Here is a 23,864-nt window from a genome sequence, read left to right on the forward strand (position 1 = left end):
GCAAAGGTGTTGGCCCCACGCAAGGGCTACCGCCTTAAAATGGCCGATTGTAGCATCTGGCCCACAGATGAGGAGCCACCATGCGTATCAATCCACCCTTAGCAGCACTTTCGATCGGGGCCTTCGGTATTGGGGTCACGGAGTTTGCACCCATGGGCATGTTGCCCGGTATTGCCTCGGACCTGGGCGTGTCCATCCCTTCGGCCGGGCTGTTGGTCAGCGCCTACGCCATGGGCGTGTTGATCGGTGCGCCGATCATGACCCTGGCCACGGCAAAAATCCCCCGGCGCAACGTGCTGATCGGCCTGATGGCGATTTTTACCTTGGGCAACCTGCTGTCGGCATTGGCCACGGACTACCAGACCCTGCTGATCGCCCGTTTGGTGACATCGCTCAACCACGGCGCTTTTTTTGGCATTGGCTCGATCGTGGCGGCCAGCCTGGTGCCGCCCGATAAGCGCGCGGGGGCGGTGGCGACGATGTTCCTGGGGCTGACCGTGGCCACCATCGGCGGCGTGCCGCTGGCCACCTGGTTTGGCGAGCACTTTGGCTGGCGCACCGCGTTCTGGGGCATCGCTGGGCTGGGTGTGGTGGTGATGGCGTCGTTGTGGTGGGCGCTGCCCAATGTGCCGGCCCCCAAGGGCGACGGCATGCTGGCCGAGATCCGCGTGCTGGGGCGCGGGCCGGTATTGGCGGCGCTGGCCCTGACCGTGGTGGGCTCCAGTGCCATGTTCACGGTGTTCACTTACATTGCGCCCATCCTGCGCGACGTGACCCACGCCTCCACCAATTTCATCACCGGTATGCTGGTGCTGTTCGGCATCGGCTTGACCCTGGGCAACGTCTGGGGTGGCAAGGCGGCCGACCGCTCGGTAGACCGCACCTTGATCGGGTCGTTGGCGCTGCTGATCGCCGTGCTGGTGGCCTTCTCGGTGCTCATGCGTTGGCCGCTGCCGGCCGCCCTGGCGATTTTGGTGTGGGGCGCGGCCAGCTTCGCCCTGGTGCCGCCGCTGCAAATGCGCGTGATGGAAGCCGCCAAGGACGCGCCCAACCTGGCGTCTGCGGTGAACATCGGCGCGTTCAACTTCGGCAATGCCATCGGCGCAGCAGTGGGCGGCGCGGTGATCAACGCGGGGTTGGGCTACCCGGCCATATCCCTGGCCGGGGCCTTGATGGGCGTGTTGGGGCTGGTGATGGTGTTGGGTTTGAGCTGGCGTTCGCGCCGGGCTGCGGCCGCCCTGGGCGGGTGTGAGCAGGCCGCTTAGGCGCGGCTTGCGGGCCCCGTTTCAAGTACAAAATCTGCAAGGGCTGAATGGGCGAGCACCGTGCGCCCATTGGGCAGGTCGTTGAGTTCGACCTTGGCTTGGACCTGGCTGCTGGCGATGCCGGCAGCCTGCCAGCGATCGATCAACCGCTGCTGCAACTGCGCCTCCGGGGCGCAGACCGATACGGTCAGGTCGAAATACTGCGCCAGCGCAGACCAGGGCGGGGTGTTGAGCAGCAGATAGTTACCCTCCACGATGAGCACCTTCACATCACGCGAGATCAGGCGAGCCCCCGCACGGGCGATCTCAAGCGTGCGGTCAAACACCGGCACCGCGATCTCGTTTTCTTCATTCAGGCGCAACCGCTGGAGCATATGGCCCAACCCCGCCACGTCGAAGGTCGACGGCGCGCCTTTACGCGCGCGCAAGCCTTGCGCATTCAGGATCATGTCGTCCAAGTGATAACCGTCCATGGGCAACACGGCGGCCACTGCGGCGCCAGCGCCGTTCAGCAACGCCGCCAGTTGCTCGGCACAGGTCGACTTGCCCGCCCCAGGCGGCCCGGCCAAGGCAATCAGGATGCGGCCTTGGGTGGCACGTTCTTTAAGGTGCCTGGCCAATTCGGGCAACGTGGTCGGGCGTGCGTGCTTCAAGTGGGCGCGTCCTGTGGGGGTGAGAGGGGGAGCGCGGGGGCTGTAGGAGCGGATTTATCCGCGAAGAACTGCACGCGGTGTACCAGACACACCATGGTGCATTTTTCGCGGATGAATCCGCTCCTACAGGGATCGGCGATGCAACAGAATATACCTCACTCCTGCTCCAAAACACCCACCGCGGCGACGCTGCGTTTTCTCACGAATAGCCCATACCCCAGGGTCAATAACAACAGGAAAGGCACGCCAAACACCAGCGTCATCCTGAACGCGTCGGTGAAGAAGGTGGTCACCATGACCAACGCCATCAGCACCAGCCCCGCCCCTGTGCTGTATGGGAACAGGCGCATGCGGAACGCCAGGGGTTCCCCGCCCTTGCGGTCGTGGTAACGACGGAAACAGTAGTGGGTGAGGAAGATCATGAACCAGGTGAAAATGGCGCCGAACATAGAGATGGCCATCATCAGGCTGAACGAGTCCTCGGGGTAGAACACGCTCATCAAGGTGGCCATGGCGATACCGGCGCATGACAGCAGCAAGGCATTGAGCGGCACCCCCGATGGGCTCAAACGTCCCAGCGCCTTGGGCGCATGCCCTGCCCTGGACAGGCTGAACATCATGCGGGTGGTGATGTAGAGTTGGCTGTTCATGGCCGACAGCGCGGCGATCAAGATCACGAAGTTCATTACCCCGGTAGCGCCGGGTATGCCGATGCTTTGCATCACCGTCACGAACGGGCTCTGGGTCTTGCCGGCGTCGCTCCAGGGCACGATGGCCAACATCAGGGCCAGGGTCAGCAGGTAGAAAATCACCAAGCGGGCGATGGTGGCCCGGAAGGCCTGCTTCACCGCGCGCTGGGGGTCTTGGGCTTCGCCGGCGGCCACGGCGATCATTTCCACGCTCAGGAAGCTGAAGATCGAGATGATGACCGCAATCCACATCCCGCTGAAACCGTGCGGGAAAAAGCCGCCATGGTCGCTGTAGTTGTGCACCCCATAGGCCGGGTTGCCCGAGCCGAACACCACGTACGCCGCCAGCAGAATGAAGCCCACGATGGCCGTGAGTTTGATGGTGGAAAACCAATACTCGGCCGTGCCGAAGGTCTTGACGCTGATGGCGTTGAGCAGCACCAGCACACTGGAGAAGGACAAGATCCATACCCACTCCGGCACATTGGCGAACCAGTACTTCATGTACAGGGCTATGGCCGTGACCTCGGTGCCCACCGCCAACACGATGGCCGCCCAATAGGCGTAGCGCACCAAAAATCCAGCCAAGGGGCTGATGTAGAACTCGGCGTATGCGCCGAACGAGCCTGAAGTGGAATGGGCCACCGTCATCTCCGCCAGGCAGCCCATCAGCAGCAGCGTAATGAAGGCACCGATGCCGTAGCTGAGCAGCACGCTGGGCCCGGCATAGCCGATGGCGAAGGCGCTGCCCATGAACAGGCCGGTACCGATGGCGCCGCCAATGGCGATCATGCTCATCTGCCCGGCAGTGAGCTGGCGGTGCAGGCCTTGCTCACGGTTGGATATGGTGTCGAAGCCACGTTCTTGCGTCATGGTTCTATCTCTTGTGAAAGTTGTCTGCGCGTTTTGATAGGGGCCGTGGCCCGTCAGAAAAAGCTCAACGGATATTCGATGATCAGCCGTATTTCGTTGTTGTCGGTGGTGTCGGCCTGGGCCACTTGCGCGGTGGAACGCAACGAGGCCTGGCGCACGCGCAGCGACAAGTCCTTGGCCTTGCCGGACTGCACCACGTAGCGCGCCTCTATGTCGCGCTCCCATCGCTTGCCGTCGCTGCCATAGCGGCCGTAGGCGGCGTTTTCACCGCCTTGGTAGTGGCTGTCATCGATGTGGTCGCCGCTGACGTAGCGGGACATGAAGGTCAGGCCCGGCACGCCGAATGCGGCCATGTCCAAGTCATAACGCAGCTGCCACGAGCGCTCGTTGGGGGCGTTGAAGTCGACGATTTGCACGGAGTTGGCAAGAAAGATCGAGGTGCCGCTCTGCCGATCGAAACCCAAGTAGTCGAACGGCTCGTTGCCGTCCACCTGCTGGTAGGCGAGGGTAAAACGTTGCGGGCCCACGCGATAGCTGGACGACAACGACCAGGTGGTGTTGTCGATGTTACCGGCCAGGGCGCGCCCCTCGTCCGTGGTGCGGTACAGGTTGAAATCCAGGTTCAGGCTCTGGTTGTTGGCCAGCGGCCAGGTGTAGTCGACGTTGGTGTAGTACTGGCGCCAGATATCGGCGAATTCGGCGCCGTACAGGCTTAGGCTCAAGCGATCGCTGACGTCGTAACGCCCGCCCAGGTAGTCAACGCTGCGAGTTTCGACCCCTGCGTACAAAGCCTTGAGGGCGCCGCTGTCGTTGGTGGAGGCACCGTCGTTGCCCGAGGTGAAGTGGCCCATGTCCAGGTGCAGGCTGGCCCACTCCTCACTGGTCAATTGAAAACCGTTGGCCTGCATGGTGAACAGCCGTGCCGAGCCGGTCCCGAACACGGGGTTGAGTGGCGTCAGGTTGCCGTACTTGAGTTGTGTGTTGGAAATGCGCATTTTCAGCGCCCCGCCCGCCTCGGAGTAATCAGCCTGGGCGCGACCATCGTCACCGATGGGCAGCAAGCCGGTGCCCGCCGTGCCCTTGCCACTGTCGAGCCTGAGCCCCAGTTGGGCATAGGCGTCCAAACCGAAGCCGACCAGGCCTTGGGTGTAGCCGGAACTGAAGTTAAGGCTCAGGCCTTGCGCCCATTCCTTGCGGTAGTTCTGGGCACCGCTGTTGTTGAGGTTGTTGCGGTAGAACAAAAAGTTGATGGTATTGAGGGTCAGGTGGCTGTCCTCCATGAACCCTGTATTTTCGTCAGCCTGTAAAACCGGGCTGATACAACTCGCAAGGGCCAGGGCTAGCGCCGGCCGCAAAGGGGGGAGCGTCGACTTCATTCTTGAATGTTCCGGTGTGATTATTATTGGCAGATGTTCAAGTTCAAGCACTCCCGTCCACCCCTCGCCTTCGGGGGTGGTGTGGGTGGTCAATCAGGTCACGCTGTGGCGCACCTGGAAGCGGGCCTGCGCCCAGGTCTTGTTGTCGAGGATGTCGCCGAGGATGTTGACCGCGTCCCACACTTCGCTGAAGCGGGTGTACAGCGGGGTGAAGCCGAAGCGCATGATCCGCGGCTCACGGTAATCACCAATCACGCCGCGCTCGATCAGCGCCTGGATCACCGCGTAGCCTTCGGGGTGTTCGAAGCTCACGTGGCTGCCGCGCCGTGCATGCTCGCGGGGCGTCACCAACACCAGGCCATGACCTGCGCAGCGTGCCTCCACCAGCTCGATGAACAGGTCGGTCAGGGCCAGGGATTTCTTGCGCACCGCGACCATATTGGTTTGGGCGAACACGTCCAGGCCACATTCCACCATGGCCAGCGAGGCCAGCGGTTGCGTGCCGCACAGGTAGCGGGCAATGCCTTGGCGCGGCTCGTAGCCTGCGGCCATTTCAAACTGGCGGGCGTGGCCGAACCAACCGGACAATGGCTGGTTGACCACGTCGCACAGCGCCGGCTTGACCCACACAAAGGCCTGCGCGCCGGGGCCACCGTTGAGGTACTTGTAGGTGCAGCCGATGGCGTAGTCAGCGTTGGCCTGATGCAGGTCGATCGGCACGGCGCCGGCAGAATGCGCCAGGTCCCAGATGCCTCAGGGCGCCACGGGCATGAATCAACGCCGTCAGTTGCGCCATGTCGTGCAGGTAGCCGGTCTTGTAATTGACATGGGTGAGCATGACCACCGCCGTGTCGGCGTCGATGGCTTCGCCCAGTGCTTGGGGGCTGTCCACCAGGCGCAGGTGGTAGCCCTGCTGCAGCAACTCGGCCAGGCCTTGGGCGATGTACAGGTCGGTGGGGAAGTTGCTGGCCTCACTGACGATAACCTTGCGCTGCGGCGCCCTGCCCGCCTGCACTCGCAGCGCGGCGCCGAGCACCTTGAACAGGTTGATGGAGGTGGTGTCGGTGACCACCACCTCGCCGGGGCCAGCACCGATCAGCCCGGCCAACTGGTTGCCCAGGCGCTCGGGCAGGTCGCGCCAACCGGCACTGTTCCAACTGCGGATCAGGCCGTTGCCCCATTCCTCGGTAATCAATTGCTGGGCCCGCGCAGCCGCGGCCACCGGGCGTGCGCCCAAGGAGTTACCGTCCAGGTAGATCACCCCTTCGGGCAAGGCAAACTGCTCGCGCAGGGGCGCAAGTGCATCATCCTGGTCAAGCGCCAGGCAGGTATCGCGGTGGGTCATGGGAGGTCCTTGTTGGGCAGTGCTGGTTTGGGAAGCGCGCGCAAGATCGCCCGCACGGGGCTTGCGTCCAGGTTGGCGAAGCGCAGCGGCAAGGCGATCAGTTCGTAGTCGCCGGGGTTGACGTCATCAAGCACCACGCCTTCCAGTATCGCCATGCGATGGCGGGCGGTGGCGTGATGGGCGTCCAGGGTCTTGGAGTGCTGGGGGTCCATCGAGGCGCTGTCGATACCGATCAGCCGCACACCCAGGCCGCCCAGCAGTTCGATGGTCTGCGCCGCCACCGCGCAAAAGTGCTCATCCCATTGCTGCTGTGGGGCCTGGGCGTATGTGCGCAGCAGTACACGCGCTGGCAAGTGGTCGAGCTGGCCGGCCAGGTGTTCGGGCGTGACCAGTGGCCCGGCACCGATGCAATGGATAACCCGGCACGGGCCCATGTAAAGGTTCAGGTCGACCTGGCCGATGGCGGCGCCATCGGCCATGAAATGAAACGGCGCGTCGACGTGGGCACCGGTGTGCGGCGACAGGGTAATGCGCGCCACGTTTACCGGGCACTCGGCACTGATCATGGCGCCGCGTACTTCCTGGAAAGGGGTGTCGCCGGGCCACACGGGAATGGCCGGGTCGAGTACGGGACTGATGTCCCAATAGCGCAGGGGCTGGGTCATGGGTAGGCTCCTCTTGTCGGCAAAATAGTGACCGAAAACGAGGAAAATATTCGTGCAAAGCGCAGGGCAAATCACTGAAACTGTCGCAGTAAATTCGACGATCCCTCCCTAACACGCAGGATTATTTCAACAATGAATCTAGACGCGACAGACCTGCGAATTCTTCACGCGCTGCAACAGGACGGCCGTATCAGCAACCAGGACCTGGCCGAGAAAGTCGCCCTCTCGCCCTCCGCCTGTTTGCGCCGCCTGCGCCTGCTGGAAGAAGATGGTGTGATCAGTGGTTACCGCGCGGTATTGAATGCCGAGCGGCTGGGGGTGGAGTTCGAGGCCATCGTGCACGTGTCGTTGCGCCAGGACGTCGAGGATTGGCACGAGACCTTTATCACAAAGGTACAACTGTGGCCGGAGGTGGTGGCCGCCTACGTGATCACCGGGGCCAGCAACTACGCCCTGCGTGTGCAGGCCCGCGACCTGAAGCACTTCTCCAATTTCATCGTCAACACCTTGAACCGCACGGCCGGGGTGACCGATATTCGTTCAGAGATCGTGCTGCAAAAGATCAAGGACCGGGACGCAGTGTTGGAGTTGGTGGCAAAAAAATAGCGGCCTGGTGTTCATGTCCGCATACTCGCCGCCAGCGCCGGATGATTGTTCGGGTAATACAGTTCAGCATCCGCGTCATCCTCCAAGAAGCGCCACACCCTTCTCGTCGATAGCGCATAGACAACCACCACCATGAAGATCGCCAGATAGAGCCAGAGCAGAGCGGGAGTGCCAAACTGTGAGGTAATCCCCCCTGCCACCATGTAAGAGGCCGAGTTGGCACCCTGACTGACAACCAGCGTTGCTGCCATCAATCGAATGCGCACGCCGGAGGGTACGGACGTCAGCCTTTTATCTGCGCCCACCAGCGAGAGACACGCGCTGGCAGCCCCTGCGAAAAACAGCCAAACGGCCAATTGCCAGGTCTCGCTCGCCTGGGCACACGCGCAGAGAGCTGCGATGAGTAACGCCCAGAGCCCAATATACTTATTACGCTGATGGGCCCGTTTTGCCACCAGCGGACTTAAAACAAACAAGCCTGCGACCGAGCCAATCGCGAACAATGCATTGAATAAACCTGCGCTGCTTTCTGCAAGCTGGTGTGTATGAATAAAGTTTGGCACCAGCATAGGCACCATCGCGGTGGCGGCCAGATTGAGCATAAAGCCAGACACGGTCAAAAAGCGCTCGGGTGGCAAAACGAGTTTCAGTTTAATCCCCAACAACATGCTCTGGACCCGCTCGCTCGGTGATGCCCCTCGTACGGTATTGACGCAGGTGCTGGTGGGCAGTGCCAGTGCGACCGCTAAAGCGGCCACACCCACGAGAGCGGTAAAAAGCAACGAAGCCTGTACCGAAAAAGCTGCGATCACAGCGCCCGCCAGCAGCGGGCCCACAACCCGCCCGATCGTTGTGCAAATGCGACGGATTCGAAACGCAGACGCTATGCGATATTTTTCAACTGTTTCCGCTGGGTAAACACCGAAAAGCGGTTGAACGACGCCAAAGGCCAATACGGCCAGGACGTCAATGAATATCAAGGCGTCGATTGAAAACCAAACAGAAACGATGACGTACCTCAGCGCACCCGTCACCACAATGGCCATGCAACCTGCCTTCAGCGCCGTACTGCGGCGCATTGCTTCGACGCGCGAGGCGAAGAGGAGCATGGACATCACTGCACAGAGTGCCAGCGTGGTTTCATAGGTCGCCAATTCAAGTAGGCTTGCGCGCTGTACGATAATAAGCGGCACTGTTGCATTCCAGCAGCCGAGATAGACCCACATCAATATCTCAAGGCAAAGATTTTTTCGAAATATACTCAAATGGCAATACCTTTGCCTTGCCTGAAGTGCGCAATCACGCCGCGTGCAGTGTCAGGACGCTACAAAATGACCGGCTTCAACGCCATCCCCTCTACAGCCATTATTGATAAGCACGCTGCACTCAGCTTTTCTCCAGCGCCGCGTCATACTCCCCCCGGGACGCCGCATGGTTACATTTCAAGCGATGCAACAACGCTTGCTGGGCGGCCTTTACGTTAGTCTCCTGCCCCTGCCAAATCTCCAAAGCCGGTTGCTGCACGGCACGTGAAAACGAAAACGCCAGTGCCCAGGGCAGCCGTGACTTGAACCGCAGGTTCATGGCATTCAACCGTTCGCTGGCCAATTGGGCCGCCTGCCCTCCCGACAGGAACACCACGCCTGGCACGGCGGCCGGTACGGTTCGCAGCAAGCAACGTACGGTGGCATCGGCCACCTCGGCCACCGTGGTGGGTGTGGTGCAATCCAACCCTGCCAGCACCATGTTGGGTTTCAACAGCATGCCTTCCAGCAGCACGCCCTGGTCGTGAAGCGCTTGGAACACCACGCGCAGCACATCCTCGGTAACGGCAGCGCAGCGCTGCAAGGTATGTTCACCCTCCATCAGCACTTCGGGCTCCACCACCGGCACTATGCCGGCTTCCTGGCACAACGCGGCATAGCGGGCCAGCGCATGGGCGTTCGCCTGCACGCAAGCATGACTGGGTAGGTGGGGCCCCACGGTGATCACTGCACGCCATTTGGCAAACCGGGCGCCCATCTGGGCGTAGGCCTGCAACCGACCGCGTAGCCCGTCCAAACCTTCGGTTATTTTCTCGGGTGGATAGCCGGCCAGGCCAGTGGCACCGCCGTCCACTTTGATGCCCGGCATCACGCCCGCCTCGCTCAGGGCTTGGGCCATGGGCCGGCCATCGCGGGTTTTCTGGTGCAGGGTTTCATCGAACAGAATCGCCCCATTGAGGTAATCGCCCAGCCCCGGCGTGGTCACGATCAACTCCCGATAGGCGCGCCGCGCCTCCTCGGTTTGGGCAATGCCCAAGGGGGCAAAGCGCCGGTGGCAGGTGGGCGTGCTTTCGTCCATGGCCAGCAACCCTTTGTGGCCGGCTACCAGCGCCTGTGCGGTATCAATCAGTGCTTGCGCGTTCATGCTTGCCCCCTGATATAAAAACAGCCGATTCGCTCGAAAAAAGCCGATGACGGTACCCAGGGAACGCTAGCATGATTTGTGCCGTTGCACGGTTGCCAGGGCCGGTCGAGCTGCCTCAGGAGCCCTGTGATGCTGCCCCCCATCGGCTATCGAGCACTGCGCGCCAGGCACCTATCCGCACATGGCGCGGTCGGGTTGGCCTGGGCCTGCCTGATAATGAATGGCGCGCTGGGTCATCCTGACGGTTACAGAACATAGACGCTATAAATACAACTGTATAGCGCCAAGCCTGCTCGATCCAACCTTCAGGCTGCCGCAGCCTTTCGCGCGCCGCTGCCATTGCGCCAAGCGATCAAGCCTAGCCACACCAGCATCAGCAACGCCGTCGGCGCCAGCGCGGTCTTTGGCACGAAGGGCGAGACAAAGCTGTACCCAGCCAACCATAGGCCGGTGACCAGGCCGGTGAGCTTGATCGGCCTTACCGCCAGCAACGACACGTTGATGATCCAGATACCGGCAAAAATATGCCCGCCCAGCCGGATCGGCATGGCGATCTCCATCGGCACATGATTCAACGTCATGACCCCGACCGTGACGTCCAGCACCAACCAACCATAGCCAGCCGCCCTTGCCCACTCAGGCGCAGGCAGCCTTGGCACCAGCAAAAAGATGGCCAGGTGAAAGAGTATCCCGGGGTAGTCCAGCCACCACCCCTTAGGCATCAGGAAATAGGACGCCACTACCGGCGCGAACATGAGGATCGCGGCGCTGGCGCAGACGCGGGCCGAAGGCAGGGAGGCCACTATTGCGCGGCCCATTTCATGACGAACTCGGGGTAACGCAAGCCTAGGATCGCGCCTTGTGCAAATACCCGTTCCAATTCGCCGGCCTCCTGGGCCGTGAACTTCACCTCCAGTGCCCGCAGGTTATCGCGGATGCGCGAGGGGCGATTGATGCCGGCCACCGGGACGATGTCGTCGCCGCGCGACAGCACCCACGCCACGGCCAGTTGCGCCGCCGTGAAGCCTTTGGCCTGCGCCATTGCTTCCAGCACCTGGGCGGTGGCCATGTTGGGGGCGTAGTTTTCACCCTGCATGCGTGGCGCCAGAAACTGCGCGCCTTCGGGCGGCTGGCCCTGGGGCAGTACACCGCTCAACATCCCTTCGGCCAGAATGCGATAAGCCACCACGCCGATGCCAAGTTCACGTGCCGTGGGCAGAATGTCCTGCTCAATGAAGCGGCTGGCCAGTGAGTATTCGATTTCCAGTGCCGTGACCGGATGCACGGCGTGCGCGCGGCGCAGCAGGTCGGCCCCAACCTCGGAAACCCCCAGGTAGCGGACCTTGCCCTCTTTGATCAAATCGGCAATGGCGCCTATCGTCTCTTCAAACGGCACGTCCGGATCGGCCCGCCCCGGCTGGTACAGATCGATCACGTCCACGCCCAGGCGCTTGAGTGAATAGGCGGCAAAGTTCTTGACCGAATTGGGCCGCCCATCCAGGCCGATGATGCGACCGTTGGGGTCAACCTGGGCGCCAAACTTGACGCTCAGGAAGGCACTGTCGCGACGCCCCCGCAAGGCTCGCCCGACCAACATTTCGCTTTGCCCGCTGCCATAAAAATCGCCCGTGTCCAGGAACGAAATCCCGGCATCGAGCGCCGCCTGGAGGGTTCGTACCGATTGCTGCTCGGTTTGATCGTCACCCATGCGAAACGCCATGCAGCCCATCCCGAGCGCTGACACCGCTGGCCCGTTCTTGCCCAGCCTTCTCATTGTCATTTCAGTCATCGCCGCCGCCCTTTTTCAAATACACTCGCGCGCTCATTTACACATCGCTATCGCTAATTGTTACAACTTACATTTAATGTAATATGTAAGTTTTACGAGTGTCAACAGGAGTCAACGAAAATGCCGCGTACGGGGCTATCTGCCGAGGAAATAAAAGCACGGGCGACTGACCTCGCCCTCACTCGCATGCGTCTGTTGGGCGCAGACAAAGTGCGCCTCACGGATGTTGCCAAGGAGCTGGGTGTCAGCCACGCGGCGCTGTATGCGCACTTTGCGGACAAGACTGCGCTACTCGATGCCGTCATCGAACGGTGGATGCATGAGGTGCAGCAAAAGCTTGCGGCGGTGGCCTCTGCGGCGGGCGATCCTGCGCAGCGCATGGTCGATTGGCTGGTGACGCTTTACCAGACCAAGCGCCAACGCGCGCTGACCGATCCGGAACCGCACCGGGCCTTTGACATTGCGTCGGCCCTGGACAAACCCTTTGTCATCGCCCACCTGAGCAGCCTGCTCGACCAGCTTGCCGGCCTGTTCAGTGAAGCCCAGGCAAGGTTTGGGAGTGACTCGGCACTGAATGCCCGGTTGATCTACACGGCAACTGCCGCCTTCCACCACCCAACCCTGATCGCCCAGACAGCGCACACGGACCAGGAGCCGATGCTGCGCCAAATCATCACGCTGACGCTGCTGGGCATGCAAAGCAGCCCAGCGCAGGTTGGTTGAAGCGCTACAGGGCTTGGGCGACACGTCGGGTAGGCTACCGATATAGATATCATGCTAATCTTTAGCTTGCTATGTATCACTCAAGGGGCGCCTACCTTGCCGCGCGCAGTGAACGATTTTTTCAAGGCGGTCTTCAGCCCCACGACACCGGCGTTGCAATTTGCCCTGAAAAACATGATGGCTGGCGGCCTGGCACTGTACTTGGCCTTCATACTGGACATGCAGCAACCGCAATGGGCGTTGACCACGGTGTTCGTCGTCAGCCAGCCGTTGAGCGGCATGGTGCTGTCCAAGGGCGCGTACCGGTTGCTGGGGACATTGGTTGGCGCCGTGGTGTCCTTAGGCATGATCGCGCTGTTTGGCCAGGCCCCCGTGTTGTTCCTGTCATGCATGGCGTTGTGGCTGGGCTTCTGCACGGCCGGCGCGTCGCTGTATCGCAACAATGCCTCCTACGGTTTTGTGCTGGCCGGCTACACCACGGCGATCATTGCCTTGCCGGCCACCACCGCGCCATTGAACGTATTCGATCAGGCCCAGGCGCGGCTGTTCGAAATCACCTTGGGCATCATTTGCGCTTCGCTGATCAGCACCGTGCTGTGGCCGCAGCGCATCGAACGGCAACTGGCGGTGCAAGCCCGCGACGCCTGGAAAACCGGCATGGCCGCGGCGGCCTCGGAACTGCTAGGTGTCGATCAGCGCAAAGGCCTGCTTCAAGCCCTGGGGCGGATCGTATCGGTGGATGCCCAGCGCGATCACGCCGCCTTCGAGGGGCCTCTGGGCCGGCTGCGCGGCCAGGCCTTGCGGGTGATGAGCCGCGACTTGCTCAGCCTGTTGCGCGTTGCCCGTGGCGTGGCACGCCTGCGCTCGATGCTGGATGACGCCGCCAGAACCTACCTTGACCCACTGATTGATGGTGTGGCCCAAGCCTTGGCGGACGGCAGCGAAACCGCCCTCAACCAGCAGGCTGTGCTGCTGGATGAATACCTGTTGGACACACCCATGGCCCCGCAGGTGCATACCTGCCTGATGCGCCTGACGGTGGTGGTGCGCCTGGCCGCCGTGGCCGTGCAAACCCTGCAGGCGCTGGAGCAAGGCCAGGCCATCAGCCAAGCCCCGGGGCCACTGGCCTGGCACCGCGACCTTGAGCAAGGTGCCCTGGCCGGCCTGCGCAGTGCCTTGGCATTTTTGGCCGTGGCTGCGCTGTGGGTGTTTACCGCCTGGCCAGCCGGGCTCGGGGCCGTGTCGATCTGCGGGGTGGTGCTGAGCCTGTACGCCGGGCGCGAGGCACCGGGTGCCGCGGCCATGAATTTTCTCAAGGGCATCGCCCTGTCGGTGCCCGTGGCCGCGGTCGTCGCCTTCGCCCTGCTGCCCAGCTGGGAAGGCTTTCCCATGCTCTGCCTGGGGTTGGGTGTACCGCTGTTCATGGCTTCGCTGTGCCTGAGCCAGCCGAGCATCGCCCCCATCGCCGCCTCGTTCTGCATCTTCTTCGTCAACAACGTCGCGCCCAGCAACGTCATGAGCTATGACCTGGAACAGTTCCTTAACAAGGCGCTGGCCACCTTGTTCGGCGTCGGGATCTCGGTGGTGGTGTTTAAGCTGGTGACCTTGACGCCGGGTTTGCGCCACTATCGTCGGCTGATACACGCATCCCTGGCCGACCTTTCCCAGCTGGCCCGGCGGCCGCTGGATCAGGCCGAGGGCTGGTTTGGCGGGCGCATGGCCGATCGCCTGATGCGCTTGGCACGCTATCGCCTCCAGCACCCGGACGAACCCGACCTGCACTGGCAAAACGGCCTGAATGGCCTGGACCTGGGCGGCGAGTTACTGCACCTGCGCGGGTGCCTGGTAGAAGCTGCCCCAGCGTTGGCAGGTGAGCGTGAACGGTATTTGCGCGACCTCGCCCGCCTGCTGAAACAGGGCGCACCGGCGCCTGGCCAAGAGGCCCTGCTGGATGCGCCGAGTGAACGACTGCTTAAGGTCCTGGACGCCGATACACAACTGACGGCGCGCCGCCAGGAACTGGCGCGGGCAGCGGCGCTGCAGGTGCAGTCCATTTGGCAGGGTTGGTGCGCCAGCGCGCCTTCACCGCCGGCGGCCCGGCCTGGCTCAGCGTGATTCAGGCCAGCAACTGGGTGATCCACTGCGCCTGCCGAACGACCGCTTGCACCTTGTGCTCGGGCACGGCATGGCGCGCTTGGGCGAACTGGGCCAGGGTCTGCTGTTTCTCGCGCAGCCTGCGCTGCCACTTGAGCAGGAACGCCGCGCTGCGGGCCTGCATCTGCAACGGCCCGAAGTACAGCTCTTGGGCGGTATACGTCACAGGCCCGGTGCGCTCGGCGACGATGATTTCGTAGTCAAAGCGGTTTTCGCGCAGCACCTCTTCACAGAGGATGCGGTAGCCGTTGTCCATCAGCCATTGGCGCAAGGGCTGCTCACCGCCGTTGGGCTGCAGGATCAAGCGCTCCTGGCCGCGCAGGCGCGACTGGCCGCTGTCGAGGATGTCGCGGATGGTTTCGCCGCCCATGCCGCACAGGCTGACGGCCGTGATCCGGTCCTGCGGCTCGATCGCTGCCAGGCCATTGGCCAGGCGCACGCTGATCTGCGCGTTAAAGCCATGCTCGCGCACGGTGCGTTCGGCCGCTTGAAACGGCGTCAACGCCACCTCGCCCGCCACTGCCGCCACAATAGCGCCACGGCGCAGCACCGCTACCGGCAGGTAACCGTGATCCGAGCCAATGTCGGCCAGGCGCGCCCCGGCAGGCACATGCGCCGCCACGCGCGCAAGGCGCATGGACAATGTCTGTTCGTTCAACTGCAGGCCCCTTTTCACTCAGGGCGCGATTGTGTCGAGCAGCGCCGTGATTTTCAAGTGCTTGCAGTGGCAGCAGTCACAATACCAATGGCGCTTTGACAGCGCCGACTCGGCGTCTGTAGGAGCGGATTGATCCGCGAAAAGGCCGCCGCGTTGCATCAGGCATGCCGCGTCGCGGCTTTCGCGGATGAATCCGCTCCTACGGGGAATTATTTAGTGTCCCTTTGTATCTGATGCCATAGAGCTTGGGCCCGCGCAACGTTGGCGGGCACACCAAGCGCATCATTCGTTTGCCTGCGGGCTGAAACGACACGTCAGGGACAGAGTAACGCGCATGAAATTACGTAAAAAACGCATCAACCCCATCGGCCTGAAAGACATCACCATTGTCGACGACGTCAAGATGCGCAAGGCGATCACCGCTGCAGCGCTGGGCAACGCGCTGGAGTGGTTCGACTTTGGGGTGTACGGCTTTGTCGCCTACGTGCTGGGCAAGGTGTTCTTCCCCGGCGCCAACCCCAGCGTGCAAATGATCGCGGCCTTGGCAACCTTTTCGGTGCCCTTCCTGATCCGCCCGCTGGGCGGGCTGTTCTTCGGCGCCCTGGGGGACCGTTACGGGCGGCAAAAAGTGCTGGCGGCCACCATTGTGATCATGTCACTGAGCACCTTTGCCATCGGGCTGATTCCGTCTTACGCCACCATCGGCATCTGGGCCCCGATCCTGTTGTTGCTGGCCAAAATGGCCCAAGGCTTTTCGGTGGGCGGCGAATACACCGGCGCCTCGATCTTCGTCGCCGAATACGCGCCCGACCGCAAGCGCGGCTTCCTGGGCAGTTGGTTGGACTTCGGCTCGATCGCAGGCTTCGTGCTGGGCGCAGGCGTGGTGGTGATGATTTCCGCCGTGATTGGCGAAGACCAGTTCCAGGAATGGGGCTGGCGCCTGCCGTTCTTCCTCGCCCTGCCCCTGGGCCTGCTAGGGCTTTACCTGCGTAACGCGCTGGAGGAAACCCCGGCCTTCCAGCAGCATGTCGAAAAACTGGAGCAAGGTGACCGCGAAGGCCTGGCCGGCGGCCCCCGGGTGTCGTTCAAAGAGGTGGCTACCCAGCACTGGCGCAGCCTGATCACCTGCATCGGCGTGGTGGTGGCCACCAACGTCACCTACTACATGCTGCTCACCTACATGCCCAGCTACCTGTCGCACAACCTGCACTACAGCGAAAACCGCGGCGTGCTGATCATCATCGCGATCATGGTGGGGATGCTGTTCGTGCAGCCGTTTTTCGGCTTTGTGAGTGACAAGGTGGGCCGCCGCCCCTTCATCATCATCGGCAGCGTCGGCCTGTTCGTGCTGGCCATACCGGCCTTCATGCTGATCACCAGCGGCAAGCTGGGCCTGATCTTCGCAGGCCTGCTGATACTGGCCGTGCTGCTGAACTTCTTCATCGGGGTGATGGCCTCGACGCTGCCGGCGATGTTCCCCACCCACATCCGCTACAGCGCCCTGGCCAGCGCCTTCAACGTGTCGGTGCTGGTCGCAGGGCTGACCCCCACCGCCGCCGCCTGGCTGGTGGAAACCACCAACAACCTGTACATGCCGGCCTACTACCTGATGGTGGTGGCCCTGATCGGCCTGGCCACCGGCCTGACCATGAAGGAAACCGCCAACAAACCGCTGCGTGGCGCGGCGCCCGCTGCGTCTGATATCGCCGAAGCGCGAGAGCTGCTGCAGGAACATCACGACAACATCGAACAGAAGATCGAAGACATCGACACACAGATCGCCGAGTTGCAGGCCAAGCGCGAGGAATTGGTGCAGCAGCATCCGCGCATCAACTAAATGATGGCCGGCGCCTTCACCTCATCCTCTCCCTGAGGCGCCGGCTGAATGCCATAATGCTAACATCACAGAAGAATTTTAAAGCTGAGTAGAACCGATGAACCGTCGCAAGAAGATCAACCAGTTATTAAAGGCCAATCGCCAAAAGGCCAGTGCCAAGCTGGCACCGCAAAACAAGGACAAATACATCAGCAAGGCTGACCGGGCAAAGCTGGCGGAGCAAGCGGTCGACGGGGCGATCGACGCCGAGTGAAGGCCCTGCTTATTGCCTGATGTCTTTGTGGGGGGACCGGCTAAGTCTTCCCATCGCCCCCCTTCCTCGCCCCCAAAAAAGAAACTTCCTGAACAGCCCCGAGTCCCAGACTTAGAGCAACCCGCCAGGAAGATCGCCCCATGCCCAATCCTCAGCCGTTGCCCGAGCAGGTGCCTGCAGTCAACCGCTTGCGTATCCTCACGGTCAACACCCACAAGGGCTTCAGCCCGCTGAACCGCCGCTTCGTGCTGCCTGAGCTGCGCGAGGCCGTACGTACGCTGTCGGCCGACGTGGTGTTTTTGCAGGAAGTGCTGGGCATGCACCGCCTGCACGGCCAGCGCTTCGACAATTGGTCGGACGTGCCGCAGTACGAATTTCTCGCCGACAGCATGTGGCCGGTGTTTGCCTATGGCCGCAACGCGGTGTACCCCGATGGCGAACACGGCAACGCGTTGCTCTCCAAATTCCCGATCCTGCGCCATGACAACCTTGACGTAAGCGTGAGCGGCACCGAGCAGCGTGGCTTGCTGCATTCGGTGCTGGCCGTGCCCGGCCACCGGGAAGTGCACACCGTGTGCGTGCACCTGGGGCTGGGTGAACGCCAGCGCGAGCAGCAATTGCAGTTGCTGTGCCGGCTGCTGGACAGCCTGCCCATCGACGCGCCGGTGATCGTCGCCGGTGACTTCAATGACTGGCGCAAACGCGCCGACGCCCTGCTCGCCCGCTGCGACATGCTCGAGGTGTTCGCCCGTACCTATGGCGCGCCGGCGCGCACCTTCCCGGCGCGCTGGCCGCTGCTGTGCCTGGACCGCATCTACCTGCGCAACGCCCGGGCCGTGGAGCCCAGGGTGTTGTCGCGCAAACCCTGGTCGCACCTGTCCGACCATGTACCGTTGGCCGTGGAGGTGCACCTGTGAAGCAACCTTGGCGCGACAACAATCAGGTGCAGCTGCTGATTAATGGCGAGGAGTTCTTCCCGGCAGTGTTTGCCGCGATTCGGGCCGCCCGCGAAGAAGTGCTGATTGAAACCTTCATCCTCTTCGAAGACCAGGTGGGCCGCGAGTTGCAGGCGGCGCTGATCGAAGCGGCCGGGCGCGGGGTGCGCGTCGAAGTGTTGGTGGACGGCTATGGCACGGCCGACCTGAGCACGCATTTCTTGCGCGAATTGGTGGAGGCTGGTGTGCGCCTGCAGGCCTTCGACCCGCAACCCAAAATCATGGGCATGCGCACCAACCTGTTCCGCCGGCTGCACCGCAAAATCGTGGTAATCGATGGCGAAACCGGCTTTGTCGGCGGCATCAACTACAGCGCCGACCACCTGCTGACCTTTGGCCCCATGGCCAAGCAGGACTATGCGGTGCAGGTGCGCGGCCCGATCGTCGCCGACCTGCACCAGGCCACCCTGACCCTGCTCGACGAAACCAGCCGCGTGCGCCGCCATCCCAGGCCGTGGCGCACCCGGGGCTTGCCGATCGAGGCCGACAGTGCCCAGGCGGCGATGCTGCTGTGCATTCGCGACAACCAGGCCCACCGCGACGACATCGAAAGCCAATACATGCAAGCCATTGGCAGCGCCCAGGAACGGCTGATCGTGGCCAATGCTTACTTTTTCCCCGGCTACCGGGTGCTGCGTGCCTTGCGCGATGCCGCGCGCCGGGGCGTGCGCGTGACGTTGATTTTGCAAGGCATGCCCGACATGCCGTTGGTGCGCCTGTGTTCGCGCCTGCTCTATAACTACTTGCTGCGCGAAGGCGTGGTGATCCGTGAATACTGCGACCGGCCGCTGCACGGCAAGGTGGCGGTGATCGACCGCCAATGGTCGACCGTGGGCTCCAGCAACCTGGACCCACTGAGCCTGTCGCTGAACCTTGAGGCCAACCTGTTCATCCGTGACCAGGCGTTCAACCAGCGCCTGCATGACCACCTGGAAGCGCTGGCGCAGCAGAGTTGCAAGTCGATCACCCTGCAGCGGGTACTGCGCGGCTATTGGTGGCGCGCCCCGCTGATCTTTCTGAGCTTTCACCTGCTGCGGCATTTTCCGGCCATTGTCGGCATGTTCCCCGCGCACTCGCCCAAGCTGGCACCGTTGGGCCCGGTGATCAAGGAGCCGGTGGAATCGGCCAGCGGCAACGCCCCATGAACACGCCACGCAAAGGCTGGAAGTGGGCCAAGCGCGCACTCACGGCGGTGTTCTTCGTACTGGTCCCGGTGATGCTGTTTTTGCTGATCCGCAACCTGGACTGGCAAGAGGTAGGCCGTGCGCTGCAAGGCTACAAGACCACCACCCTGTTGCTGGCCGGGCTCATCGCCTTGGCCAGTTACCTGGTGTTCAGCAGCTATGACCTGCTGGGCCGACGCTATACCGGGCACTCTCTGCCCACGCGCCAAGTGCTGCCGCTGGCGTTCGTGTGCTACGCCTTCAACCTCAACCTGAGCTCCTGGGTGGGGGGTATTGCCTTGCGTTACAGGCTCTACGGCAAACTGGGCCTGAGCGTGGCCACCATCACCCGAATCATGAGCCTGGGCCTGGTGACCAACTGGCTGGGGTATTTGTTTGTTGGCGGCGCAGTCTTTGCCATGGGCTTGCCGGCCTTGCCCGACAGCGTGAAGATCGGCGCGCTGGGGTTGCGCCTGATCGGGGTGGCGATGGTGCTGGTGGCGCTGGCCTATGTGCTGGCCTGCGCCTTCGCGAAAAAACGCAGCTGGCAGCTGCGTGGCCATGAAATCACCCTGCCGCGCGCGCGCTTTGCCCTGTTGCAGGCAGGCCTGGCAGCGCTCAACTGGTCATTGATGGCCCTGGTGATATATACCTTGCTGCCGGACAAGGTCGGTTACCCGACGATACTGGCGGTGCTGCTGATCAGCAGCATCGCCGGGGTAATCACCCATATCCCGGCGGGGCTTGGGGTGTTGGAGACAATCTTCATCACCCTGCTGCAGGGCAGCTATTCGAAGGGCACCCTGCTGGCGGCGTTGATCGGCTACCGCGCCTTGTACTTCCTGCTGCCGTTGCTGGTGGCCTGCGTGATGTACCTGGTGCTGGAGCGGTTGGCCAAGCGCAAAGCCTTGGCGCAACCGGTTTATCCGCGATAGAGCGCACCGCTGGGGTGGGCAGGCTTATCGCAAAAAGGCCGACGCCGTATGCCTGATACACCGAAGTATGCCCTTCGCGGATAAATCCGCTCCTACAGATTGATTGCGTTCCCCCTGTGGGAGCGGATTTATCCGCGAAAAGGCCGACGCGGTATGCCTGATACACCGAGGTATGCCCTTCGCGGATTAATCCGCTCCCACAGATTGATTGCGTTCCCCCTGTAGGAGCGGATTTATCCGCGAAAAGGCCGACGCGGTATGCCTGATACACCGAGGTATGGCCTTCGCGGATAAATCCGCTCCCACAGATTGATTGCGTTCCCCCTGTGGGAGCGGATTTATCCGCGAAAAGGCCGACGCGGTATGCCTGATACACCGAGGTATGCCCTTCGCGGATAAATCCGCTCCTACAGATCGAGTGCGTGCCCCCCGTAGGAGCGGATTTATCCGCGAAAAGGCCGACGCGGTATGCCTGATAAACCGAGGTATGGCCTTCGCGGATTAATCCGCTCCTACAGATTGATTGCGTTCCCCCTGTAGAAGCGGATTTATCCGCGAAAAAGCCGACGCGGTATGCCTGATACACCGAGGTATGCCCTTCGCGGCACAGATTGATTGCGCTCCCCCTGTGGGAGCGGATTTATCCGCGAAAAGGCCGACGCGGTATGCCTGATACACCGAGGTATGGCCTTCGCGGATTAATCCGCTCCCACAGATTGATTGCGTTCCCCCTGTAGGAGCGGATTTATCCGCGAAAAGGCCGACGCGGTATGCCTGATACACCGAGTTATGGCCTTCGCGGATTAATCCGCTCCTACAGATTGATTGCGTTCCCCCTGTGGGAGCGGATTTATCCGCGAAAAGGCCGACGGGGTATGCCTGATACACCGAGTTATGCCCTTCGCGGATAAATCCGCTCCTACAGATTGATTGCGTTCCCCCTGTAGGTGCGGATTTATCCGCGAAAAGGCCGACGCGGTATGCCTGATACACCGAGGTATGCCCTTCGCGGTTAATCCGCTCCTACAGATTGATTGCGTTCCCCCCGTAGGAGCGGATTTATCCGCGAAAAGGCCGACGCGGTATGCCTGATACACCGAGGTATGGCCTTCGCGGTTAAATCCGCGCCTACAGAGCGGGACGATTAGCCCTTTAGCGTCGCCATGTCGATCACGAAGCGGTACTTCACGTCGCCTGCGTGCATGCGCTCGAACGCTTCGTTGATCTGCTGGATGTCGAGCATCTCGATGTCACAGGTGATGCGGTGTTCGGCGCAGAAATCCAGCACTTCCTGGGTTTCGGCGATGCCACCGATCAAGGAGCCTGCCAGCACGCGACGCTTGATCACCAAATGCCCGGCGTGCACGGCAGGTTCGATCGGCTCGATCAGCCCGACCAGAATGTGCACGCCGTCGAACTTCAGGGTTTGCAGGTAGGGGTTCAGGTCGTGCTGCACCGGGATGGTGTCCAGCAGGTAATCGAAGTGCTCGGCCGCGGCGGCCATCTGCGCCGCGTCGGTAGACACGATCACGTGGTCGGCGCCTTGCTTATGGGCTTCCGGCACCTTGCTTTGCGAGCGGGTGAACACCGTGACTTCGGCGCCCATGGCCTTGGCGAACTTGATGCCCATGTGGCCCAGGCCGCCCATGCCGAGGATGCCGACCTTGTGCCCGGCCTTGACGCCGTAATGCTTGAGCGGCGAGTAGGTGGTGATGCCCGCGCAGAGGATCGGCGCCGCCGATGCCAGGGCCAGCGCCTCGGGGATACGCACCACGAAGTGCTCGGCCACCACGATCTTGTCCGAATAACCGCCCATGGTGTTGCTGCCGTCCACCCGGTCAGGCGTGGCGTAGGTCATGGTCGGGCCCTGCAGGCAATACTGCTCCAGATCCGCGTGGCAGGCGTCGCAGTGGCGGCACGAATCGACCATGCAGCCCACGCCCACCTGGTCACCGACCTGGTAGCGGGTGACCGCCGGGCCGACCGCAGTCACCCGCCCGACGATCTCGTGGCCCGGCATCAGCGGGTACACGGCGATACCCCATTCATTGCGGGCCTGGTGCAGGTCGGAGTGGCACACGCCACAGTAGAGAATATCGATGGCGACGTCGTCGGCGCGCAACGCGCGACGCTCAAATGCCAGGGGCGCCAGGGGGGATGTGGACGACAGCGCGGCGTAACCCAGTGCTTTGGACATGCAGACCTCTTGAAACGAACAACGGGCCTAGGCCCTTGGAGGCGATGCATTGTCCGCACGGTTACCACCCCCGGCCATGGCCGATCCTCCGGGATGCTTGCCCATTCCTCCGGCAAACGTTCGCCCGTGGCAAAAATTTGCGATCATGCCAGTCTCGATCTTTTTGCCTGCCGGAAACCCGATGTCGCTGACCCTGCACCTTGAAGCCAACGCCCGCCTGGTCGCCCTTCTGGAACCCCTGGCGCTGGGTGATTGTTTCCTGCCCACCGCCATCAAGGGGATCAACCTGATCAGCGCCCACGGCAATGTCGCGCGCTCGCCGCAGATCTACGAACCCAGCCTGGTGGTGATCGCCCAAGGCAGTAAACTGGCGTACCTGGGCGAACGCACCCTGGAGTACGGCGCCGGGCACTATCTGGTCCAGGCCCTGCCGGTGCCGTTCGAGTACGAAACCTTCGCCACCCCCAAGCAACCCTTGCTGGGCGTGTCCATCCAGATCGAGCGCGGTGTGCTGGCTGAACTGGTGCAAGCGCTGGGCCCCAGTGCCGAGCCACTGCCTGGCCCGCAAACCACCTCCTCGATGGCCGCCGCAGAACTGGACCCACGCATGCGCGAGGCGGTGGAGCGCCTGTTGGTGTGCCTGCACGATCCGCTGCAACGGGCGGTAATGGCCCAGGCACGCATTCGCGAGGTGGTGTTCTGCGCCTTGCTGGGCCCCCAAGGTGGGGCGCTGCGTGCCCTGGTGGAGCAACAAGGGCAATTTGCCCGCCTGGCCGACGCACTGACCTGGCTGCACCAGCACTACACCGAGCCGTTGCAGGTGGAGGCCTTGGCGCGACGGGCGAACATGAGCCTGTCGACCTTCCACGAACACTTCAAGCGCAGCACCCTGGCCTCGCCCCTGCAGTACGTCAAACGCCTGCGCCTGCTCAAGGCCCAGGCGCTTTTGAGCAGCGAGCCGTTGAACGTGAGCCAGGTGGCCAACCGCGTGGGCTACCAGAGCTGTTCGCAATTCAGCCGCGAGTACAAGCGCTACTTCGAGCGCAGCCCGGTGCAAGAACGCCTGGCATAAAGCCTGCGCACAGCGGTGTAAAAACTGACAGCGTGCGCCGCCACGCCTTACCGCCCTTCCCTCGCCGCACTGGCGTGGCAATCGTATGCTGGTCGAAGGATGTGACCCAGACGACAGAAGGAACTGTTCATCATGCCCCCTAGGAAATTTTTACCTCGCAACCCCAAAGCCCTGGTTTTAGCCGTGCTCGTGGCGTTGATACCCGTT

The 23,864-nt window shown here is 62.3% G+C and carries 20 protein-coding genes and 1 pseudogene; 10 read left to right on the forward strand and 11 right to left on the reverse strand.

The window, feature by feature from the left end; all coding sequences use genetic code 11:
• The first annotated feature begins 80 nt into the window (after positions 1-80).
• The gene (locus tag L9B60_RS30205; RefSeq protein ID WP_249674844.1) at positions 81-1,265 is read left to right on the forward strand and encodes an MFS transporter; all 1,185 of its coding nucleotides are present in this window, start codon (positions 81-83) and stop codon (positions 1,263-1,265) included.
• Here the strand turns inward: L9B60_RS30205 and L9B60_RS30210 are convergent.
• The 5 genes and pseudogenes from L9B60_RS30210 to kynB form a co-directional block, all read right to left on the reverse strand.
• On the reverse strand, positions 1,262-1,918 hold the full coding sequence (locus tag L9B60_RS30210) for a nucleoside/nucleotide kinase family protein (protein ID WP_249674846.1): 657 nt from the start codon (positions 1,916-1,918) through the stop codon (positions 1,262-1,264). The two genes, L9B60_RS30205 and L9B60_RS30210, sit on opposite strands and share 4 nt — an antisense overlap.
• A 155-nt stretch (positions 1,919-2,073) precedes the next feature.
• Entirely contained in the window at positions 2,074-3,480 is a 1,407-nt protein-coding gene (locus L9B60_RS30215) for an amino acid permease (protein ID WP_249674848.1), read from the reverse strand.
• A 53-nt stretch (positions 3,481-3,533) separates the two neighbouring features.
• On the reverse strand, positions 3,534-4,856 hold the full coding sequence (locus L9B60_RS30220; protein ID WP_249674850.1) for an OprD family porin: 1,323 nt from the start codon (positions 4,854-4,856) through the stop codon (positions 3,534-3,536).
• A 93-nt stretch (positions 4,857-4,949) separates the two neighbouring features.
• A pseudogene (kynU, locus tag L9B60_RS30225) lies at positions 4,950-6,201 on the reverse strand (kynureninase).
• Positions 6,198-6,866, reverse strand: a complete 669-nt coding sequence (gene kynB / locus L9B60_RS30230) for an arylformamidase (protein WP_249674851.1) — start codon at positions 6,864-6,866, stop codon at positions 6,198-6,200. The pseudogene kynU and the gene kynB overlap by 4 nt, the downstream one beginning before the upstream one ends.
• A gap of 132 nt (positions 6,867-6,998) precedes the next feature.
• On the opposite strand from kynB, the gene L9B60_RS30235 reads away from it, so the two are divergent.
• Positions 6,999-7,472 carry an Lrp/AsnC family transcriptional regulator gene (locus L9B60_RS30235; protein WP_249674853.1) on the forward strand — a complete coding sequence of 158 codons (474 nt, stop codon included), beginning with the start codon at positions 6,999-7,001 and terminating at the stop codon, positions 7,470-7,472.
• An 11-nt stretch (positions 7,473-7,483) separates the two neighbouring features.
• Here the strand turns inward: L9B60_RS30235 and L9B60_RS30240 are convergent, their stop codons facing one another.
• From L9B60_RS30240 to L9B60_RS30255, 4 genes are all read right to left on the reverse strand, one after another.
• On the reverse strand, positions 7,484-8,698 hold the full coding sequence (locus tag L9B60_RS30240; protein WP_249674854.1) for an MFS transporter: 1,215 nt from the start codon (positions 8,696-8,698) through the stop codon (positions 7,484-7,486).
• Positions 8,699-8,858: 160 nt separating this feature from the next.
• Positions 8,859-9,881, reverse strand: coding sequence for a class I fructose-bisphosphate aldolase (locus L9B60_RS30245; RefSeq protein ID WP_249674856.1), 1,023 nt, complete (start codon positions 9,879-9,881; stop codon positions 8,859-8,861).
• 305 nt (positions 9,882-10,186) lie between these two features.
• The gene (locus L9B60_RS30250) at positions 10,187-10,699 is read right to left on the reverse strand and encodes a hypothetical protein (RefSeq protein ID WP_249674858.1); all 513 of its coding nucleotides are present in this window, start codon (positions 10,697-10,699) and stop codon (positions 10,187-10,189) included.
• On the reverse strand, positions 10,684-11,670 hold the full coding sequence (locus L9B60_RS30255; protein ID WP_349631959.1) for an aldo/keto reductase: 987 nt from the start codon (positions 11,668-11,670) through the stop codon (positions 10,684-10,686). The genes L9B60_RS30250 and L9B60_RS30255 overlap by 16 nt, the downstream gene beginning before the upstream one ends.
• Before the next feature lie 120 nt (positions 11,671-11,790).
• Between L9B60_RS30255 and L9B60_RS30260 the strand changes: the two genes are divergently transcribed.
• Entirely contained in the window at positions 11,791-12,393 is a 603-nt protein-coding gene (locus L9B60_RS30260) for a TetR family transcriptional regulator (protein WP_249674861.1), read from the forward strand.
• Positions 12,394-12,444: 51 nt separating this feature from the next.
• Entirely contained in the window at positions 12,445-14,508 is a 2,064-nt protein-coding gene (locus tag L9B60_RS30265; protein WP_438866042.1) for an FUSC family protein, read from the forward strand.
• Between the two features lies 1 nt (position 14,509).
• Here the strand turns inward: L9B60_RS30265 and L9B60_RS30270 are convergent, their stop codons facing one another.
• Positions 14,510-15,205 carry a tRNA (adenine(22)-N(1))-methyltransferase gene (locus L9B60_RS30270; protein ID WP_249674866.1) on the reverse strand — a complete coding sequence of 232 codons (696 nt, stop codon included), beginning with the start codon at positions 15,203-15,205 and terminating at the stop codon, positions 14,510-14,512.
• A gap of 334 nt (positions 15,206-15,539) precedes the next feature.
• On the opposite strand from L9B60_RS30270, the gene proP reads away from it, so the two are divergent.
• From proP to L9B60_RS30295, 5 genes are all read left to right on the forward strand, one after another.
• The gene (gene proP / locus L9B60_RS30275; RefSeq protein WP_249674869.1) at positions 15,540-17,042 is read left to right on the forward strand and encodes a glycine betaine/L-proline transporter ProP; all 1,503 of its coding nucleotides are present in this window, start codon (positions 15,540-15,542) and stop codon (positions 17,040-17,042) included.
• Positions 17,043-17,139: 97 nt separating this feature from the next.
• Entirely contained in the window at positions 17,140-17,295 is a 156-nt protein-coding gene (locus L9B60_RS30280; protein WP_249674870.1) for a DUF2986 domain-containing protein, read from the forward strand.
• A gap of 140 nt (positions 17,296-17,435) precedes the next feature.
• Positions 17,436-18,212 carry an endonuclease/exonuclease/phosphatase family protein gene (locus L9B60_RS30285; RefSeq protein ID WP_249674873.1) on the forward strand — a complete coding sequence of 259 codons (777 nt, stop codon included), beginning with the start codon at positions 17,436-17,438 and terminating at the stop codon, positions 18,210-18,212.
• The gene (gene clsB, locus L9B60_RS30290) at positions 18,209-19,435 is read left to right on the forward strand and encodes a cardiolipin synthase ClsB (RefSeq protein WP_249674874.1); all 1,227 of its coding nucleotides are present in this window, start codon (positions 18,209-18,211) and stop codon (positions 19,433-19,435) included. Before L9B60_RS30285 ends, clsB begins: the two co-directional genes overlap by 4 nt.
• A complete protein-coding gene (locus tag L9B60_RS30295; RefSeq protein ID WP_249674876.1) occupies positions 19,432-20,388 on the forward strand; it encodes a lysylphosphatidylglycerol synthase domain-containing protein in 957 nt (318 codons plus the stop codon). The genes clsB and L9B60_RS30295 overlap by 4 nt, the downstream gene beginning before the upstream one ends.
• Before the next feature lie 1,144 nt (positions 20,389-21,532).
• On the opposite strand, the gene L9B60_RS30300 is transcribed toward L9B60_RS30295, so the two are convergent.
• Positions 21,533-22,585: an NAD(P)-dependent alcohol dehydrogenase gene (locus L9B60_RS30300; RefSeq protein WP_249674877.1), complete on the reverse strand. Its 1,053-nt coding sequence runs from the start codon at positions 22,583-22,585 to the stop codon at positions 21,533-21,535.
• A 181-nt stretch (positions 22,586-22,766) separates the two neighbouring features.
• On the opposite strand from L9B60_RS30300, the gene L9B60_RS30305 reads away from it, so the two are divergent.
• The gene (locus tag L9B60_RS30305) at positions 22,767-23,657 is read left to right on the forward strand and encodes an AraC family transcriptional regulator (RefSeq protein ID WP_249674878.1); all 891 of its coding nucleotides are present in this window, start codon (positions 22,767-22,769) and stop codon (positions 23,655-23,657) included.
• The last annotated feature ends 207 nt before the right edge of the window (positions 23,658-23,864 follow it).

Source organism: Pseudomonas abieticivorans (genome assembly GCF_023509015.1).
Taxonomy (GTDB): Bacteria; Pseudomonadota; Gammaproteobacteria; order Pseudomonadales; family Pseudomonadaceae; genus Aquipseudomonas; species Aquipseudomonas abieticivorans.

Bases quoted from the DNA above. Each gene is read 5' to 3' on its own strand.
- L9B60_RS30205 (WP_249674844.1), top strand. From the start codon at position 81: ATGCGTATCAATCCACCCTTAGCAGCACTTTCGATCGGGGCCTTCGGT.
- L9B60_RS30215 (WP_249674848.1), bottom strand. From the start codon at position 3,480: ATGACGCAAGAACGTGGCTTCGACACCATATCCAACCGTGAGCAAGGC.
- L9B60_RS30220 (WP_249674850.1), bottom strand. From the start codon at position 4,856: ATGAAGTCGACGCTCCCCCCTTTGCGGCCGGCGCTAGCCCTGGCCCTT.
- kynB (WP_249674851.1), bottom strand. From the start codon at position 6,866: ATGACCCAGCCCCTGCGCTATTGGGACATCAGTCCCGTACTCGACCCG.
- L9B60_RS30235 (WP_249674853.1), top strand. From the start codon at position 6,999: ATGAATCTAGACGCGACAGACCTGCGAATTCTTCACGCGCTGCAACAG.
- L9B60_RS30240 (WP_249674854.1), bottom strand. From the start codon at position 8,698: ATGTGGGTCTATCTCGGCTGCTGGAATGCAACAGTGCCGCTTATTATC.
- L9B60_RS30245 (WP_249674856.1), bottom strand. From the start codon at position 9,881: ATGAACGCGCAAGCACTGATTGATACCGCACAGGCGCTGGTAGCCGGC.
- L9B60_RS30250 (WP_249674858.1), bottom strand. From the start codon at position 10,699: ATGGGCCGCGCAATAGTGGCCTCCCTGCCTTCGGCCCGCGTCTGCGCC.
- L9B60_RS30255 (WP_349631959.1), bottom strand. From the start codon at position 11,670: ATGACTGAAATGACAATGAGAAGGCTGGGCAAGAACGGGCCAGCGGTG.
- L9B60_RS30260 (WP_249674861.1), top strand. From the start codon at position 11,791: ATGCCGCGTACGGGGCTATCTGCCGAGGAAATAAAAGCACGGGCGACT.
- L9B60_RS30265 (WP_438866042.1), top strand. From the start codon at position 12,445: ATGCTAATCTTTAGCTTGCTATGTATCACTCAAGGGGCGCCTACCTTG.
- proP (WP_249674869.1), top strand. From the start codon at position 15,540: ATGAAATTACGTAAAAAACGCATCAACCCCATCGGCCTGAAAGACATC.
- L9B60_RS30280 (WP_249674870.1), top strand. From the start codon at position 17,140: ATGAACCGTCGCAAGAAGATCAACCAGTTATTAAAGGCCAATCGCCAA.
- L9B60_RS30285 (WP_249674873.1), top strand. From the start codon at position 17,436: ATGCCCAATCCTCAGCCGTTGCCCGAGCAGGTGCCTGCAGTCAACCGC.
- L9B60_RS30295 (WP_249674876.1), top strand. From the start codon at position 19,432: ATGAACACGCCACGCAAAGGCTGGAAGTGGGCCAAGCGCGCACTCACG.
- L9B60_RS30300 (WP_249674877.1), bottom strand. From the start codon at position 22,585: ATGTCCAAAGCACTGGGTTACGCCGCGCTGTCGTCCACATCCCCCCTG.
- L9B60_RS30305 (WP_249674878.1), top strand. From the start codon at position 22,767: ATGTCGCTGACCCTGCACCTTGAAGCCAACGCCCGCCTGGTCGCCCTT.